The organism is Bacillus alkalisoli (assembly GCF_002797415.1).
GTDB classification, from domain to species: domain Bacteria; phylum Bacillota; class Bacilli; order Bacillales; family Bacillaceae_I; genus Bacillus_CD; species Bacillus_CD alkalisoli.
Genome location: NZ_KZ454944.1, coordinates 1,002,449 through 1,018,782 on the forward strand (window position 1 = coordinate 1,002,449; position 16,334 = coordinate 1,018,782).

Genomic DNA, 16,334 nt, shown 5'->3' on the forward strand with positions numbered 1-16,334 from the left:
ATTATTTAACAAGAGAAAAATAGGTTGTCTACATTGATTGTAAAAATAAAAAAGTAAGGAAGCGTCTATAGCAGGTTTCTTTTTCCTTCTTATTAAATCAACTTTATTGTACAATATAGTATGCGTGTTTATTTGTATGTTTTTTGGAAATAAATGTAGCAATTAAGAAATGGAAAGGGGAAACAACCTTGACCAAAATGACAAGTTTAAAAATGAAGAAACTGTTGCAAGAGAGTTTAGACCATCCTAACTGGATATTTACATATGAAAGAGAGAAAGACTCTGTGAGGGTAGAAGATAAAAATTCTAGTAAAGGAATTACTATTTCACTTTCTGGTCTAATTGCAAAATACGAACAGAATGGCCAGAAAGCAGTAGAAGAGTACGTATACTATGTACAAGAAACTTTAACAAGTATGAGAAAGCAAATAACGCTAAATGGACAGGAACGCCACATCTTCCCTGTTATTCGTTCCACTTCTTTTCCGATAGTAAATAGTGATGATGTTTCGTTGGTTTATGATGACCATACTGCTGAAACTAGAGTCTACTATGCTATAGACCTTGGAAGTACTTACCGTCTTATCGATGAACGTATGGCTGCTAAAGAGGATTTAACAAATGAAACAATAAGAGAAATGGCCATGTTCAATGTCCGTTCGCTTTCAACAGAGATGAAAGAAGATCGTGTCGCTGGAAACTCTTATTATTTCTTAAACACTAAAGACGGTTATGATGCTAGTAGAATTTTAAATGAGTCATTTTTACAGCACATGAAACAAAGTGTTAAGGGAACTATGACGATTTCTGTTCCTCACCAAGACGTATTAATTATCGGTGATATTGAAAACAAAACAGGTTATGATATATTGGCTCAAATGACAATGGGATTTTTCGTTAACGGAAAAGTACCAATCACTGCTTTATCATTCTTATATGAAGAAGGTAAATTAGAACCTATTTTTATTTTAGGAAATATTAAAGTAGAAAAAGATACGGAAGAAAATGAGTAATAATAAAATGCCACTAGATCTTTTTCTAGTGGTTTTTTCAAAAGATTATAGAAAGTGTGATGTATGTTGAAATGGTTAGATAAAGTTCGTTCTTTATGGAAGGAAGAAAATGAACAAGAGGTACGTAAAACTTCTAGTAATTCAGTAGAAGCAGAAAGCCCAATCGAATCAATAGATATTAAAACAAAAGTAAAATACCAATATCCTGAAAAGTCGGATCTATTTCCTGTGTTGCAAGAAACAAAACAAAAGCCACCTAAAAGAATTAGAAGAAATAATGAAAGAAATAATGAGACTACATTTAACAAGAAAAACAATACAAGTAAAAGAAACAAAGAACAAGAAAAAGAAGAAAGTGTACCATTAATAGAAAAACCATTAGAAGAAAACCAGTGGGAAAAAGCGTTAAAAGCACAAGCATTGAAAAAAAGACCATTTTATCCGACAGAGGTACCATCCCCTGTGTATGGCTTCAATAGGCGAAAAAAGCAAATAGAGCTAGATGCTATACCTGAGTTTGAATTAAAAAGCAACTGGCAGCCAACTTTTGTTGTCGATACGGACGGAATAGAACAACAAACATTTATAGAGGAGGAAAAAGAGACAAATGAAGTGCTTTTAAAAGTGGAAGATACTTCGGTCGAATTAGAAGAGAATAATTTTTATGATGAAAATAGTGATTCTCATGAACTTATTGAAGTAGTAGAAGTGGCAGAGATAAGTGAAATGGATGAAGCGGAAATAGTACAACAGGAAGAAGAAATCACCTTAGTTACTACTACTAGTTCTAATAATAATAATAGAGAAATAGATTCAAAGAACCAAACAGTAAGCAATAGACAAAGGGAAGAACGAAAACGCTCACCTATTCCTTACAACGTGTTGATGTTAAAACAAGATAGACGTATGTTAGAGAAGAAGAAAGTAGAACAACAATCTCCGAGCATGAATGAGTCTACTTACAAACTACCGACTATTACATTGTTAAATCCTCCTATTAAGAGAGCAGACGATAACGATGAGTGGGTGGAAGAACAACGAAGATTGCTGAATGAAACCTTACATCATTTTAAAGTTGGTGCAACAGTTGTCAATGCAACACAAGGACCTAGTGTAACTCAATTCGAAGTACACCCCGAGCCTGGTGTTAAAGTAAATAAAATAACCAATCTAAGTGATGATATAAAATTAAGTCTTGCGGCAAAGGACATTCGCATGGAAGCACCTATACCTGGAAAAAATACGATTGGAATCGAAGTGCCTAATAGAGTTAGTCAACCTGTAGTGCTGAGAGAAATTGTAAGACATCCATCATTTATTCAAAATCCATCACCATTAGCTGTTGCTTTAGGACTTGATATTGCTGGTAGCCCGGTTGTTTTAGATTTACAAAAGATGCCACATGGACTAATTGCAGGAGCGACAGGATCAGGGAAAAGTGTTTGCGTAAACTCCATTATTATTAGCTTGTTATATAAAGCGAGACCAGATGAAGTAAAACTATTATTAATTGATCCAAAAATGGTAGAGTTAACACCATACAATCATATTCCGCACTTAGTCAGTCCTGTAATAACAGATGTAAAAGCGGCTACTGCTGCGCTTAAATGGGCAGTGGAAGAAATGGAAAGAAGATATGAATTGTTTGTTCATGCACAAGTAAGAGATATTGCTAGGTTTAACGAAAAAGCACTATCTCATAATCAAGAAAAGCTACCATATTTAGTTATTATTATTGATGAGCTTGCAGATTTAATGATGATGGCTCCTGGTGATGTAGAGGAATCCATTTGTAGAATCGCTCAGAAGGCTAGGGCATGTGGAATTCACTTACTTATTGCTACTCAAAGGCCATCCGTAGATGTTATTACTGGTTTAATTAAAGCTAACGTTCCAACTAGAATTGCTTTTTCTGTTTCCTCACAAGTAGATTCGCGAACGATAATTGATATTGGTGGAGCGGAGAGGTTGCTTGGAAGAGGAGATATGTTGCTTTTAGAGAATGGGGCGACAAAGCCTAGACGTGTTCAAGGTAACTTTGTTAGTGATGAAGAGATGGAACGTATTGTAGAGCATGTGAAACAACAACAAAAGCCAAACTACCTATTTCAACAAGAAGAACTTTTACAAGAGCTAAAAGTTCAGGAGGAAGAAGACGACTTGTTTTATGAAGCTTGTGAATTTGTCGTAGAACAAACTACAGCTTCAACCTCAAGCCTTCAAAGGAAATTCAGAATTGGTTATAATCGAGCAGCTCGCCTAATTGATATGATGGAAGCAAACGGAATAATTACTGGTGCAAACGGAAGTAAAGCAAGAGATGTACTAATTTCCGAGCGTGAGTTGCATAATAAGGTAACAAATGAATAATTAAAGTATTATTTTTCAATTATTTTCGCCCCAATTTATTTATTGCTATACTTTGTAAAACATTATTATTAACTTATATATTCAATCTAGATGTTGATTGGAGCGCATGTCGCAGACTCCTGCGGGAGAAGCGGGGAGCGGGAGACCCCACAGGCGCTTTCGCCGAGGAGTAGGTTTTTTCACGTCAGTGAAAATAACCTTCCTATTTACCGCCCGCGGAAAGCGGAGACATGAGCGGAAATCAACAGCCTCTAATAACAAAGTATAGTTGTAAAGTACCTCTTACTTATATATTATAGTTGGTAGAAAAATAATTGGTGACGTAAGGAGCTTTAATAGGATGAAGGAAATAGAACTTAAACTACATGGAAAAATAAAACGCTTAACAAACAACACATTCAAATTTGACGAAAGAGTCAAAGAAGGATGGTTCTCAGCGGTTTATTTTCTAAAAACTCGTGAAATCGTCAAAGCTACGAAACCGAATAATGTTGTAACCATGCAATTTTTTCAGAAAAACCATGCTGTCCTATGTGGTACAGATGAAGTGATTGCACTAATTAAAACATTTGCTGATGATCCAGATTCTTTAGAAATTTATTCGTTAAAAGATGGAGATAAAATCAGTCCATTTGAAACAGTGCTAACGATAACTGGGCCGTACCAAAACTTCGGATACTTAGAAGGAGTCATTGATGGTATATTAGCTCGGAGAACATCTGTTTCTACGAATGTATACAATGTTGTCAAAGCAGCAGGTGAGAAACCAGTCATTTTTATGGGAGACCGTGACGACCATTTTACCCAACAATCTGGTGACGGTTATGCAGCACATATTGGTGGGTCAACTGCACAGGCAACACATGCTATGAATGAATGGTGGGGCAAAAAGGGAATGGGCACAATGCCTCACGCCCTCATTCAATTGTTTAACGGTGATGTAGTAGCAGCAACTAAAGCATATAAAGAAACATTCCCAGAAGACGACTTACTAGTATTGGTTGACTATAATAACGATGTCATTACAGATGCTCTGAAAGTAGCAAGAGAATATGGAACAGAATTAAAGGGTGTAAGAGTTGATACATCGAAAACGATGATTGATCAATACTTCATTAGAAACCAAGACGTTCTTGGAACTTTTGACCCGCGTGGAGTCAATGCTCCATTAATATTTGCTCTTCGTAAAGCGCTTGACGAAGAAGGTTTTCAACATGTGAAGATTGTCGTAAGTGGTGGATTTAACGAAAGTAGAATTAAAGAGTTTGAAGAACAAGAAGTTCCAGTTGATATTTATGGAGTAGGTAGCAGTTTACTGAAAATCCATGTTGGATTCACTGGAGACAACGTTATGTTAGACGGAAAACCACAAGCGAAAGCAGGGCGAAAATATCGCTTTAATCCGCGTCTGGAAAAAGTAGACTAAAACCTATTAAGTTATTCATATAATGTCTTTAAGCTGATAGATAATACTCTTCTGTCAGCTTTTAATTTTTTGAACTTTATCCTAAATAGGTGTAATCTTAAGCAGTTTCGTAAAAACTAAAACGAATAAAAATATTAAAGTACTATTAAGCTTTTTATTTTCATGGAGTTATAGTTGCATTAATGCTATAATTTTATGATGTTGGAAAGCAAGATTGTAATAAGTTAGCTATGATGTTGAATAAGAATAGTATGGAATGACAAAAAAGTGTTTGAATGTATGGGAAAGTTGGGCATACAAAAGAAAGTGCTTGTAAGAAAACGTCTGCCGCTTTTACAATAGCATATTTAGGCATTCTTCATATACTATGTACATAGATAATAACTTGGATAAAATTGTTTTAAAAAAAGTAGATAGATGAGTTGTTTTCAACTCAGATAAATGTTGGAGGTTCTATGCATGACCATTTATCATTTTGTTGGTATAAAAGGGACGGGAATGAGTGCTTTAGCACACATTCTTCATGATATGAAATTACATGTTCAAGGTTCGGATTTAGAAAAAACATTTTTTACACAAAAAGGGTTAGAAGAAAAAGGAATCAGTATTTTACCTTTTGATCCGGACAATATTAAAGAAGATATGATTGTTATTGCTGGGAATGCATTCCCAGATACACATGAAGAAATAGTTACTGCAAAAGAACATGGTTTACAAGTTATTCGTTATCATCAATTTTTAGGACAGTTGATGGAAAAGTTTACGAGTGTTGCTGTTACTGGTGCACACGGAAAAACATCTACAACTGGATTGTTAGCTCATGTAATACAAGGAGCTGCGCCTACATCCTATTTAATTGGAGATGGAACTGGTAAAGGACAAGAAGATAGTCAATATTTTGCTTTTGAAGCATGCGAATATAGAAGGCATTTCTTATCCTATCATCCAGACTATTGCATCATGACAAACATTGATTTTGATCACCCTGATTATTTCCATAGTGTAGATGATGTATTTAGTGCCTTTCAAGACATGGCACTACAAGTTAAAAAAGGAATCATTGCATGTGGAGATGATGAACATCTTCAAAAAATACAAGCAAAAGTTCCAGTGATTTATTATGGTTTTGGAGAAGAAAATGACTTCCAAGCTCGTTCTATTGAAAAATCAACGGCAGGAACCACTTTTGATGTATTTGTACGTAACAATCCTTATGCGACATTTTCCATAACTGGTTATGGAGATCATAACATCTTAAATGCGTTAGCTGTAATAGCACTATGCCATTATGAAGGTATAAGTGTAGAGGTTATTCAGGATAGATTGCTTACTTTTAATGGAGTTAAAAGAAGGTTTTCTCAAAAAATAGTTGGAGATCAAGTGTTAATTGACGACTATGCACATCATCCAACTGAAATACGCGCAACTATACAAGCAGCGAGACAAAAGTATCCAGAAAAGGATATTATCGCAGTCTTTCAGCCACACACGTATAGTAGAACACAAACTTTCTTAAATGAATTTGCTGAGACGTTAAGTAAAGCAGATTACGTCTATTTATGTGATATTTTTGGTTCGGCAAGGGAAAATCAAGGTAAGCTATCTATTAATGATTTAAAAGATAAGATTGAAAACAGTGCAACTATTTCTGAAGATAATATTAAAGTGTTAAATAAGCACGATAATAGCGTTATTATTTTTATGGGTGCTGGAGACATTCAAAAATTCCAGCAAGCATTTGAGGCTCAATTATAGAATCAATGGGAAAGTACTCTCTCTACAGTGCGTGGGGAGGGTATTTTTTCGTTAGGGTATGTTAAAGGCCACTGTTGATTTCCGTGCAAGGCTTCGCTTTCCGCGGGCAGGCCGGGAGCCTCCTCGGCGCAAGCGCCTGTGGGGTCTCCCGCTCCCTGCTTTTCCCGCAGGAGTCTCAGCCTTGCACGGAAATCAACAGGTTAGTTTTTAAATAGCAACACTAAGATTTAACATAGCTTTTCGTAAAAAATCCCCGCCAAACTTTTAGTTAAACGGGGCTGTCAAAATTATTTTAAATTTTCTGGATTTAAACACTCTAATTCAGGTAAAACGAAACGACCATCTTTTCGTATTAATACTTCATCAAAGTAAATTTCCCCACCGCCATACTCAGGGCGTTGAATCATAACCATATCCCAGTGAATGTTAGAGCTGTTGCCATTCCATGTATCTTCATAAGCCTGGCCTGGTGTAAAATGGAAACTTCCATCAATTTTCTCATCAAATAAAATGTCTTGCATTGGATGAAGGATGTAAGGGTTTACTCCAATCGCAAACTCACCGATAAAGCGAGCTCCCTCATCCGTATCGAAAATTTTGTTAATTCGTTCTGAATCATTTGAAGTTGCCTCAACAATTTTCCCATCTTTAAAAGTCAGCTTTACATTTTCAAATGTAAAACCTTGATAAGGTGACGGCGTGTTATAAGTAATCGTTCCATTAACTGAATCTTTTACAGGTGCCGTATAAACTTCTCCATCAGGTATATTCATTTGACCAGCACATTTTATAGCTTGGATATCTTTTATGGAGAATGTTAAATCCGTTCCTACTCCAGTAATATGGACTTTATCTGTTTTGTTCATAAGTTCAACAAGATTATCCATTGCCGTGCTCATTTTTCCATAATCTAAGTTACAAACGTCAAAGTAAAAGTCTTCAAACGCTTCTGTACTCATTTTCGCAAGTTGAGCCATTGAAGCATTCGGATAGCGTAATACAACCCATTTTGTTTTAGGAACACGTATGTCGCGGTGCACGCGTTTACCAACTGTATTTCCTTGAATTTTTAATTTATCATCTGAAACGTCTGCAAGTTCGTTAATATTATCACCAGAACGTAAACCTATGTAAGCATCCATTTTTTCCATAACATTTGCTTCAAAATCAGCAATCATGTTAAATTGTTCTTCCTGTGCCCCCATTAATAAAGCACGATCAACTTGGTGATCTTTTAAAGAAACAAATGGATAGCCACCTGCTTTGTATGCTTCTTGAACTAGTGCTGTTACAAGTTCCTTTTGTAGTCCAAAGTTTTCAATTAAAACTTTTTCTCCTTTTTGTAGACGTACGGAATAATTAATTAAATTTTTTGCTAAAGTTTGAATACGAGGATCCTTCATTATTATTTCCTCCCTTTTTGTGATTGAATGATTAGTAAGTGCAAATTTTTTGCAAATAAACATAAATTTAATACCTAATGTTGATTGTAGTGGCAGGTGCGAGACTCCTCAAAAATGCCTCCGCATTTTCTTCGTGCTATGTACCGCTGTCGTAGCAGTCCTTGTCCTGCGGGAGAAGAGCGTCTCGTGAGCCTCCACAGGCGCCGTGCGCCGAGGAGGCTCACGAGACCGTCCGCGGAAAGCGAGCTCCTGCCACTACAATCAACAGACAAGGTTAGTAACCAAATAAAATGCTACTTACTGGAATTTTTCATGAATAACTAGTAGTATATGACGTACAACTATTATTTTAACCGAAAAAGGAGAAATTGTAGAATGTTTTGTATGATAAAAAATTCTTATGAAGGTATTTTATGTTCAAAATAGAATTATAAGGTAAGATGTTTACAATAATGTACATGGGGTATAGTTTAATATGTCAACAGGAGGTGTCAAAAGCCCATGGTGAATTTACTTTACATTAGTGCACTTATTGTCGCAATAGCTTTCTTTGTACTAGTGATTTATGTTTCTAAAACACTAAGATCAGTACAAGGCACGCTAGATCAAGTTGCAGGGACACTAGGTGGAATTGAAAAACAAATGCAAGGAATTACAACAGAAACAGAACAACTATTACATAAAACAAATGTATTGATGGAAGATATTCAAGACAAGTCTGAACAGCTAAACTCTGTTGTAGTCGCAGTAAAAGATGTTGGAACATCTATTCAAGGTTTTAATCATTCCGTTCAACGGTTATCTAATAATGTCACGTTTCAAATGGACAAAAACCAAGAAAAAGTTACACAAGTTGTTCAATGGTCAAATGTTGTCATGGAACTTGTTGAGAAGTGGAATGAAAGAAAAAAGCGTCAATATAATGAATAAAGGGAGGAATATTCAATGAGTAAAGAGATCAATACGAAAGATTTTTTAATCGGTACGTTAATTGGTGGAATTGTAGGAGCTACTACTGCTCTATTTTTAGCCCCTAAATCAGGTAAAGAGTTACGCGATGACCTTCAGGAACAAGCAACACACTTAAAAGAAAAAACAGATGAGTGGACAACACAAGCTGTTCAATACACAAATGAGATTGCTCAAACCGCAAAAGAAAAATCGGAACACCTTTCACAAGTTATTACGGACCAGTCCCAACAAGTAATGGAAAAAGTGAAAATCTTAAAAGAGCAAACGAAAGATGCATCCGAAGAAATTAAAGAAAAAGTTCAAGAGATAATTGATGAAGCTGCTTCAGCAATTGAAAGTGGATCTGAAGAAATGACAGAAGAAGTACAAAAACGATTAGAAGATACAAAAACTGCTATTGATGAAGTGGAAAAGAAAATAAACGGATAATTTGATTCAAGATGCGGTGAAGTGATATGATTACTTCGCCGCTTTATTTTGTGTGTATTAACCGGAAGGATGTTGAAACTATAATGGAAAAAGTAAAAGTAAATACTCTTGAAGAATTCAACGAAGTTGTGGAAAAAAACGACACCTTTTTATTATTAAAAAACAGTACGACATGTCCTATTAGTCATGCTGCTTATGAAGAATTTGAAAATTTTGTAGCAGATCAAAACGATGTAGCATGTTTCTATTTGCATGTTCAGGAAGCAAGGGACGTGTCTAATCATATAGCTGAAAAATACAGTGTGAAACATGAATCTCCACAAGCTTTATTTATTAATGGTGGCGAAGTAGTATGGAATGCATCACATTGGAAAATTACATATTCATCATTACAAGAGAATGTAAAATAAAAAATGAGGCCAATTTAAACTGGCCTCATTGTCTTGCTATTCCCAATATAACTCCAGTGAATCCCCATGAGCTATAGGCTCAAAGAAGGTTGCCTCTACACCATTTTTCTTCATAATAAGTTTTTTAAACTGTGTCGGCTTATCTAAGTCTACAAACTTAAAAATGTCTTGAAAGATAAATCGCTCCTTCTTTATCTCAGTTAGTTGCAAATGATCCCCATGTGAAATTATTTCGTCGTCCTTTAATAATTCTCCATTACGCATAATTTTTACTAACGGTTGTGTTAAAGTGATTAGCTTGTTGTTATATAAAACTTCTATTGTTTCTTCCATAACTAACTTTAATTCCTGTATTAATGAGGAAGCATCTGGGCTATCCATAGGTAAAATTATAATTTCATCTCCCGAAGAAAAAGTTGTATTTCCAGTAACCTGTTGGCCGTTCCATAATATTTTTGTTGAGAAATTTGGAAAAGGTACTTCTTCATTATTAATGTAGACAGTATAGATGGTATTGTCTAACTTAGTCATTCCAGTTGCCTCTACTACTTCTGATATAGTAGAAGGAAAGTTAGCGGTGATTTTATCGCGATCTGTTACAATTTCATCAATGGAAACGTTGACGCCATTTTTGAAGTAGACTGGCGAAATGGTAAAGGATTCGCCGTTTATCTTTATATTCTTGTCTGCCAAATCAACAGTTATAACATCTCTTACTTTTATTGATTTTGATAATCCATCGTCCCCTTTAGTAATAGTTATTTCATCATTATTACATATGGAGGACTGAATGTTTGTAAGTTGCCCATTCTTTATGATAGTAGGTGGTTGTCCTAATCCTCCAGGGAATGTCATCATCTTTCCATTGTATTCAACCATATGAGCTAAACCTGGTTTTCCGTACATTTTCTTTAATTCAATACCAGCAGCTAATAATGCATCACCAATCGTTAGTTGTTTCACATCAAAAAGTCTAATCGATAAACCATTAACCGTTACGGAGACATAGTGGATTGGCTTTTCTTTTGCTGCGATCGCAATTCCAATTGGTGTAACTAACTCTGGTCCGCGTTGTAACAAGCTAGATGTATCTAACAGTTGAATGGCGTCAAGTCCTCTAATAGCGACTCTATTTTCAGGGAGCTGCAAATGTTTTGCAACGTAGTATGGAAGTAAAGGAGTTAAACTTCCCCCACCAACTAACATGACTGCTTTAGGTGGTTTATTATTGTTTTGTTTTAATACTTCTTTTGTAATGCCTATTGCTAATTTCTCTATATATGGCTTTATTTTATCTACTATTTCGGATTTGCTTAACGTTTGTTGAAACCCAAGAATATCAGTAAAAGGGACAGTTTCTTGAGAAATTAGCTCTCTTTTTAACGTCTCTGCATTAGGGAAATCTAATAAAAATTCATCACTCAAACCTTCTGTAATTTCGTCCCCAGCAATTGGAACCATTCCATAAGCAGTAACGGTACCGTTGTTTGTAATAGCAATATCGGATGTTCCTGCACCAATATCTATTAATGCAACATTCAATCTCCTCATACTTTGAGGTATTAATACGTTAATTGCTGCAATTGGTTCTAATGTCAATGCCTCAAGCTCCAAATCAGCACGTTGCAGGGCAGAAATTAAAGATTCTACAACAACCTTAGGAAGGAAAGTCGATATGATATCAACAGTAGCCATTTTCCCTTGCTGATCTAGTAAACTACCTATTTCTTCTCCATCTAAATAATAGTGAAGGACGGAATATCCAACACAAAAATATTGAGTTTCACTTGCAAACTCATACTCTCTCATTAGTAAACGTTGTGCTTCCTGAACCCCCGATAACTCTAGGAAAATAATATCGTCTTTATTTAATAAAGGAGTGCCATAAATCTCTTTTGAGGCACTACTTTTTCTTGTTTTTAAAGCTCTTCCAGCCGCGGCTACACATACTTTAGAAAGTTTTCCATGCCTAGCTTCTAACATAAGCTTAACTTCACTTATAACCGAAGCAACAGCAAGAATGTCGTGAATTTGGCCGTCGAGCATTGCTCTTTCTTTATGTTCTTGAATGACTATGTCTAACACGTTGTATTTACCATCTATATTTTCCAAAATGAGGCCAACGACAGAACGAGTTCCAATATCTAGTGCGAAAACTCTTGAACTTTCTGACATAATAAGGCACCTTCCTTCCAACTAACACATACATTACTTTATCGGTAAAAAGCGTTAAAGCAATAAAATGTTTTTTCGTGACAATCTGAAATCGTTCGTTTATAATAAACACTAATTGAAATGTACCACAACTTTGATGTGTTATAAATATGAAAGGGTGAGATTTACAATGAGTCATAACGAATTAGACATCTTGAGAGATCAAGTGGAGGATATAAATTTACAATTATTAAAACTAATAAATGATCGTGGTAAATTAGTTCATGAAATAGGGAAAATAAAAGAGGCACAAGGTGTTAATCGATTTGATCCTGTAAGAGAAAGAAAAATGCTAGATTTAATTACAGAACATAATGATGGACCATTTGAAACAGCTACTCTTCAGCATATTTTTAAAGAAATTTTCAAGGCGGGCTTAGTACTACAACAAGTAGAACAGCAAAAAGGGTTGTTAGTTTCTAGAAAAAGAAAGCCAGAAGATACAATCGTTAATATTAAGGGAGTAAAAGTTGGTGATGGCAACCAACATTTTATCGTTGGTCCTTGTGCGGTTGAAAGCTATGAACAAGTTGCTCAAGTTGCTCAAGCAGCAAAAGCTCAAGGTTTAACATTGTTAAGAGGTGGAGCTTTTAAACCTCGTACGTCTCCTTATGATTTTCAAGGGCTTGGTCTTGAAGGGTTAAAAATTTTAAAACAAGTCGGCGATGAGTTTAATATGGCAGTCATTAGTGAAATTGTAAATCCAGCGGATATCGAAATGGCTTTAGACTATGTAGATGTGATTCAAATTGGCGCTAGGAATATGCAAAACTTTGAATTGCTAAAAGCTGCAGGTGCGGTGAGAAAGCCAGTCTTATTAAAACGTGGTTTAGCTGCAACGATTGATGAATTTGTTAATGCTGCTGAATATATTATTGCACAAGGAAATGACCAGATTATCCTATGTGAAAGAGGAATTCGTACGTATGAGAGGGCAACTAGAAATACGCTTGATATTTCTGCTGTTCCAATTCTAAAGAAAGAAACACATCTACCAGTGTTTGTAGATGTAACTCATTCGACTGGTAGAAGAGATTTACTGTTACCAGCAGCTAAAGCTGCTTTGGCAATCGGTGCTGATGGAGTAATGGCAGAAGTACACCCTGATCCGGCAGTTGCTCTAAGTGATTCCGCACAACAAATGGATATTGACCAATTTAACGAATTCATTACGGAACTTCGTAGTCATTATGCATATAAAAAATAATGTGAAATAGTTATTTAATAGTTTTTTGAGCTAAAAATGTATAAAAACATATTCAAGTGCCGGTTGTGTGACTGACTCCTGCGGGAGAGGCCAGGCTGGTGAGACCCCACAGAGCCCTTTGGCTCGAGGAGGCTCACCGCCTCCCCCGCGGAAAGCTGTCACACAACCGGCACGTTTGCATTCCAAAACAAGTAACTCTGTAAGGACATTGAGTTTGCATTCATTAATTTTAGGTAAACTATATATAAAGCGTGTAAACACGTTGCTCTTACATAAATAGTATCGTATGATATAAACCATAGAATTAAACTACCATAATTATTAACTTGACATATATGGAATGTGAAAAAATAAAAGGAGTGTCGTATTCATGACAGTAACGATTTATGATGTTGCAAGAGAAGCAAACGTTTCAATGGCAACCGTTTCCCGTGTTGTTAACGGGAACCCAAACGTAAAACCGACAACTAGAAAAAAAGTATTAGAAGCAATTGAGAGACTGGGCTACCGTCCAAACGCAGTTGCAAGAGGATTAGCAAGCAAGAAAACAACAACAGTTGGTGTTATCATCCCGGATATTTCAAGTATTTTCTACTCTGAATTAGCAAGAGGGATAGAAGATATTGCTACAATGTATAAATACAACATCATTCTAAGTAATTCCGACCAAAACGCTGATAAAGAATTACATCTATTAAATACAATGCTTGGAAAACAAGTGGACGGAATTGTGTTTATGAGTGGAAATATTACCGAAGAATTGGCAGCTGAATTTGAACGTTCACCTGTTCCAATCGTCCTAGCTGCATCAGTTGTAGAAGATAATAAAGTGCCTTCTGTAACAGTAGACTACGAGCAAGCATCATATGACGCCGTAACGATGCTAATGGAAAGTGGACATAAACAAATCGCTTTTGTTTCAGGGCCTTTTGAGGAACCAATAAATAAGGAAATGAAATTAGCAGGTTATAAACGTGCTTTAGCTGGAGCAGAAATTGAGTATAATGAAGCCTTTATTTTGGAAGGTGATTATACATATGACTCAGGCATTGAAGCTGTTGAAAAATTGTTAGAGTCCGAAGATAAACCAACTGCTATTTATGTTGCAACAGATGAAATGGCATTAGGTGTTATCCATGGTGCTCAAGATAGAGGATTAGTTATTCCAGATGATTTAGATGTAATTGGTTTCGATAATACAAGATTAGCTTTGATGGTTCGCCCACAATTAACAACAGTTGTGCAGCCAATGTATGATATCGGTGCAGTTGCAATGAGGTTATTAACTAAGTTTATGAACAAAGAACAAGTAGAAGATCATACAGTAGTACTACCACATAGAATTGAAAAAAGACACTCAACAAAATAAAAATAATGCCGATATATGTAGTAAAAGAGGACAAGAACATAAAAATTGTCCTCTTTTATTTATTCTTTAACTTCAATTGAGCTATTAAGTGGGGAGAGCGCATGAAAAAGTTTGATATTTTTACACCAATAGGCATTGCATTAGGTTTATTAATGATTTTCTTCGGGATATTTAGTAACCCAACAACAAATTTTGGTAGCATTGTTTTATTTCTTCATTTTCCTTCTATTTTCATCGTGTTAGGTGGAACTACTGCTGCATTACTTGTTACGTTTAATCTAAAGGAAATAAAATTGGTACCAAATGTAATAAAATCTGTTTTTTCTAAAGAAGAAAATGAACTATCTACACTAATTGAAACATTTGTAAGACTCTCCGATAGAGCGCGTCGAGAAGGATTGTTAGCACTTGAAGCAGAGTTAGAAGATGTTGATGATGCTTTTTTGAAAAAAGGTGTATTATTAGCAGTTGACGGTGTGGAGCCAGAAGTCATCCATGACATTATGAATGCAGAGATTTCTGCTTTAGAAGAAAGACATCAAAAGGGAAGAAGCATTATTGAAAAAGCTGGAGATTTTGCACCATCATGGGGAATGATAGGTACATTAATCGGACTAGTTTTAATGCTTAGTAACTTATCTTCTCCTGAAACTTTAGGACCTAACATGGCTGTGGCTATTATGACGACACTATATGGTACATTGTTAGCGAACTTAGTTTTTATTCCAATGGCAAATAAACTTGCAAATAAGACAGAAAAAGAAATCTTTTTGCGTCAAATTATTATTGAAGGTGTTTTAGGAGTGCAATCTGGGCAAAATCCAAAAGTTCTGGAAGAGAAACTATCTGCCTTCTTGTCTAATCAAGAACGAGAAAAAGAAAAAGAGGTGGAGCTAACGGAAGGAATTGAGGAGGATGTTCGATGAAACGAGTGAGGAGAACAAAGCCTAGACAAGAAAGCGGTGCACCGAAATGGATGGTAACTTTTTCAGATTTGTTCATGCTCGTTCTAGTGTTTTTTATCTTACTTTTTTCGATGTCACAAATCGATGTAGTTAAATTCAGGGCAGTTGCAGAGTCATTTAAACAAGTAAATCTACTTGATTACTATCCTTCTGCTGTACCATTTGAACACCCTACGGATTTTAGTATTGATTTTGAATCTACTAATAATAAGGACGCAGATGCAGAAACCAACAATGAAAATGAACAAGATAATTCAAGTTCGGATACGTTAGATGAACTGTTAGAAGAATTACAAGATTTTCTAACATTGAACGGCCTTGATGACTTAATAGTCGCTAATAGAACAGAACGAGGAATTGTGCTTATTTTAGAAGAAAGAGTATTATTTGAAACAGCAGAGGCAGGAATATTACCTATCGCTCACCCATTTTTAGATAAAGTCGGCAAACTATTAGTAAAGATTCCAAATTTAATAAAAGTAGAAGGCCATACCGATAATAGGCCGATTTCTACAAGCAAATTCCCATCAAACTGGGAATTATCAACAGCGAGAGCAAGTAGTGTTATACGATATTTAATTGATGAACATGATTTAAGTCCAGAAAGATTTGTTGCAGTTGGTTATGGAGATACACGACCAGTTGTCCCGAATAATAATGTTGAAAACTGGCAAAAAAATAGAAGGGTAGAAATAGTCATTTCTGATCCTAATAAAGAAGAGAAGATCAATTGGTAAAAAATAAAAGAGGTTTTTCAGAAGGTATTTTCTGAAAAATCTCTTTTTTAGGAAAACGAGGGAC

Annotated in this window: 13 protein-coding genes; 11 read left to right on the plus strand and 2 right to left on the minus strand. The window is 35.5% G+C overall.

Going from position 1 to position 16,334, the window contains the following annotated elements:
* Positions 1-197: 197 nt before the first annotated feature.
* The 4 genes from CDZ89_RS04795 (at position 198) to murC (ending at position 6,564) form a co-directional block, all read left to right on the plus strand.
* Positions 198-1,013 carry a DUF1444 domain-containing protein gene (locus CDZ89_RS04795; protein WP_100334265.1) on the plus strand — a complete coding sequence of 272 codons (816 nt, stop codon included), beginning with the start codon at positions 198-200 and terminating at the stop codon, positions 1,011-1,013.
* Between the two features lie 63 nt (positions 1,014-1,076).
* Complete coding sequence (locus CDZ89_RS04800; RefSeq protein WP_100333329.1) at positions 1,077-3,383, plus strand: DNA translocase FtsK; 2,307 nt, start codon at positions 1,077-1,079, stop codon at positions 3,381-3,383.
* A gap of 340 nt (positions 3,384-3,723) precedes the next feature.
* Positions 3,724-4,809: a nicotinate phosphoribosyltransferase gene (locus CDZ89_RS04805; RefSeq protein ID WP_096152918.1), complete on the plus strand. Its 1,086-nt coding sequence runs from the start codon at positions 3,724-3,726 to the stop codon at positions 4,807-4,809.
* Positions 4,810-5,268: 459 nt separating this feature from the next.
* Complete coding sequence (gene murC, locus CDZ89_RS04810) at positions 5,269-6,564, plus strand: UDP-N-acetylmuramate--L-alanine ligase (protein ID WP_096152919.1); 1,296 nt, start codon at positions 5,269-5,271, stop codon at positions 6,562-6,564.
* A gap of 287 nt (positions 6,565-6,851) precedes the next feature.
* Here murC and CDZ89_RS04815 read toward each other — a convergent pair whose 3' ends face one another.
* Positions 6,852-7,967 (minus strand): aminopeptidase, encoded by a 1,116-nt coding sequence (locus tag CDZ89_RS04815; protein WP_096152920.1) that lies wholly within the window; start codon positions 7,965-7,967, stop codon positions 6,852-6,854.
* A 501-nt stretch (positions 7,968-8,468) separates the two neighbouring features.
* On the opposite strand from CDZ89_RS04815, the gene CDZ89_RS04825 reads away from it, so the two are divergent.
* The 3 genes from CDZ89_RS04825 (at position 8,469) to ytxJ (ending at position 9,778) form a co-directional block, all read left to right on the plus strand.
* Positions 8,469-8,897, plus strand: coding sequence for a DUF948 domain-containing protein (locus tag CDZ89_RS04825; RefSeq protein WP_096152921.1), 429 nt, complete (start codon positions 8,469-8,471; stop codon positions 8,895-8,897).
* Between the two features lie 15 nt (positions 8,898-8,912).
* Positions 8,913-9,368 carry a YtxH domain-containing protein gene (locus tag CDZ89_RS04830; protein WP_096152922.1) on the plus strand — a complete coding sequence of 152 codons (456 nt, stop codon included), beginning with the start codon at positions 8,913-8,915 and terminating at the stop codon, positions 9,366-9,368.
* Between the two features lie 83 nt (positions 9,369-9,451).
* Positions 9,452-9,778: a bacillithiol system redox-active protein YtxJ gene (ytxJ, locus tag CDZ89_RS04835; protein WP_100333331.1), complete on the plus strand. Its 327-nt coding sequence runs from the start codon at positions 9,452-9,454 to the stop codon at positions 9,776-9,778.
* A gap of 36 nt (positions 9,779-9,814) precedes the next feature.
* Here ytxJ and CDZ89_RS04840 read toward each other — a convergent pair whose 3' ends face one another.
* Positions 9,815-11,953: a cell division protein FtsA gene (locus CDZ89_RS04840; protein WP_096152924.1), complete on the minus strand. Its 2,139-nt coding sequence runs from the start codon at positions 11,951-11,953 to the stop codon at positions 9,815-9,817.
* A 169-nt stretch (positions 11,954-12,122) separates the two neighbouring features.
* Between CDZ89_RS04840 and CDZ89_RS04845 the strand changes: the two genes are divergently transcribed.
* The 4 genes from CDZ89_RS04845 (at position 12,123) to motS (ending at position 16,270) form a co-directional block, all read left to right on the plus strand.
* Positions 12,123-13,199: a bifunctional 3-deoxy-7-phosphoheptulonate synthase/chorismate mutase gene (locus tag CDZ89_RS04845; protein WP_096152925.1), complete on the plus strand. Its 1,077-nt coding sequence runs from the start codon at positions 12,123-12,125 to the stop codon at positions 13,197-13,199.
* A 370-nt stretch (positions 13,200-13,569) separates the two neighbouring features.
* On the plus strand, positions 13,570-14,568 hold the full coding sequence (gene ccpA, locus CDZ89_RS04850) for a catabolite control protein A (RefSeq protein ID WP_096152926.1): 999 nt from the start codon (positions 13,570-13,572) through the stop codon (positions 14,566-14,568).
* A 101-nt stretch (positions 14,569-14,669) separates the two neighbouring features.
* A complete protein-coding gene (gene motP, locus CDZ89_RS04855) occupies positions 14,670-15,494 on the plus strand; it encodes a flagellar motor protein MotP (RefSeq protein ID WP_096152927.1) in 825 nt (274 codons plus the stop codon).
* Positions 15,491-16,270: a flagellar motor protein MotS gene (gene motS, locus CDZ89_RS04860; protein WP_096152928.1), complete on the plus strand. Its 780-nt coding sequence runs from the start codon at positions 15,491-15,493 to the stop codon at positions 16,268-16,270. Before motP ends, motS begins: the two co-directional genes overlap by 4 nt.
* The last annotated feature ends 64 nt before the right edge of the window (positions 16,271-16,334 follow it).

Excerpts from the sequence above, each read along its gene's own strand:
- CDZ89_RS04795 (WP_100334265.1), top strand. The coding sequence starts at position 198 with ATGACAAGTTTAAAAATGAAGAAACTGTTGCAAGAGAGTTTAGACCAT.
- CDZ89_RS04800 (WP_100333329.1), top strand. The coding sequence starts at position 1,077 with ATGTTGAAATGGTTAGATAAAGTTCGTTCTTTATGGAAGGAAGAAAAT.
- CDZ89_RS04805 (WP_096152918.1), top strand. The coding sequence starts at position 3,724 with ATGAAGGAAATAGAACTTAAACTACATGGAAAAATAAAACGCTTAACA.
- murC (WP_096152919.1), top strand. The coding sequence starts at position 5,269 with ATGACCATTTATCATTTTGTTGGTATAAAAGGGACGGGAATGAGTGCT.
- CDZ89_RS04815 (WP_096152920.1), bottom strand. The coding sequence starts at position 7,967 with ATGAAGGATCCTCGTATTCAAACTTTAGCAAAAAATTTAATTAATTAT.
- CDZ89_RS04825 (WP_096152921.1), top strand. The coding sequence starts at position 8,469 with ATGGTGAATTTACTTTACATTAGTGCACTTATTGTCGCAATAGCTTTC.
- CDZ89_RS04830 (WP_096152922.1), top strand. The coding sequence starts at position 8,913 with ATGAGTAAAGAGATCAATACGAAAGATTTTTTAATCGGTACGTTAATT.
- ytxJ (WP_100333331.1), top strand. The coding sequence starts at position 9,452 with ATGGAAAAAGTAAAAGTAAATACTCTTGAAGAATTCAACGAAGTTGTG.
- CDZ89_RS04840 (WP_096152924.1), bottom strand. The coding sequence starts at position 11,953 with ATGTCAGAAAGTTCAAGAGTTTTCGCACTAGATATTGGAACTCGTTCT.
- CDZ89_RS04845 (WP_096152925.1), top strand. The coding sequence starts at position 12,123 with ATGAGTCATAACGAATTAGACATCTTGAGAGATCAAGTGGAGGATATA.
- ccpA (WP_096152926.1), top strand. The coding sequence starts at position 13,570 with ATGACAGTAACGATTTATGATGTTGCAAGAGAAGCAAACGTTTCAATG.
- motP (WP_096152927.1), top strand. The coding sequence starts at position 14,670 with ATGAAAAAGTTTGATATTTTTACACCAATAGGCATTGCATTAGGTTTA.
- motS (WP_096152928.1), top strand. The coding sequence starts at position 15,491 with ATGAAACGAGTGAGGAGAACAAAGCCTAGACAAGAAAGCGGTGCACCG.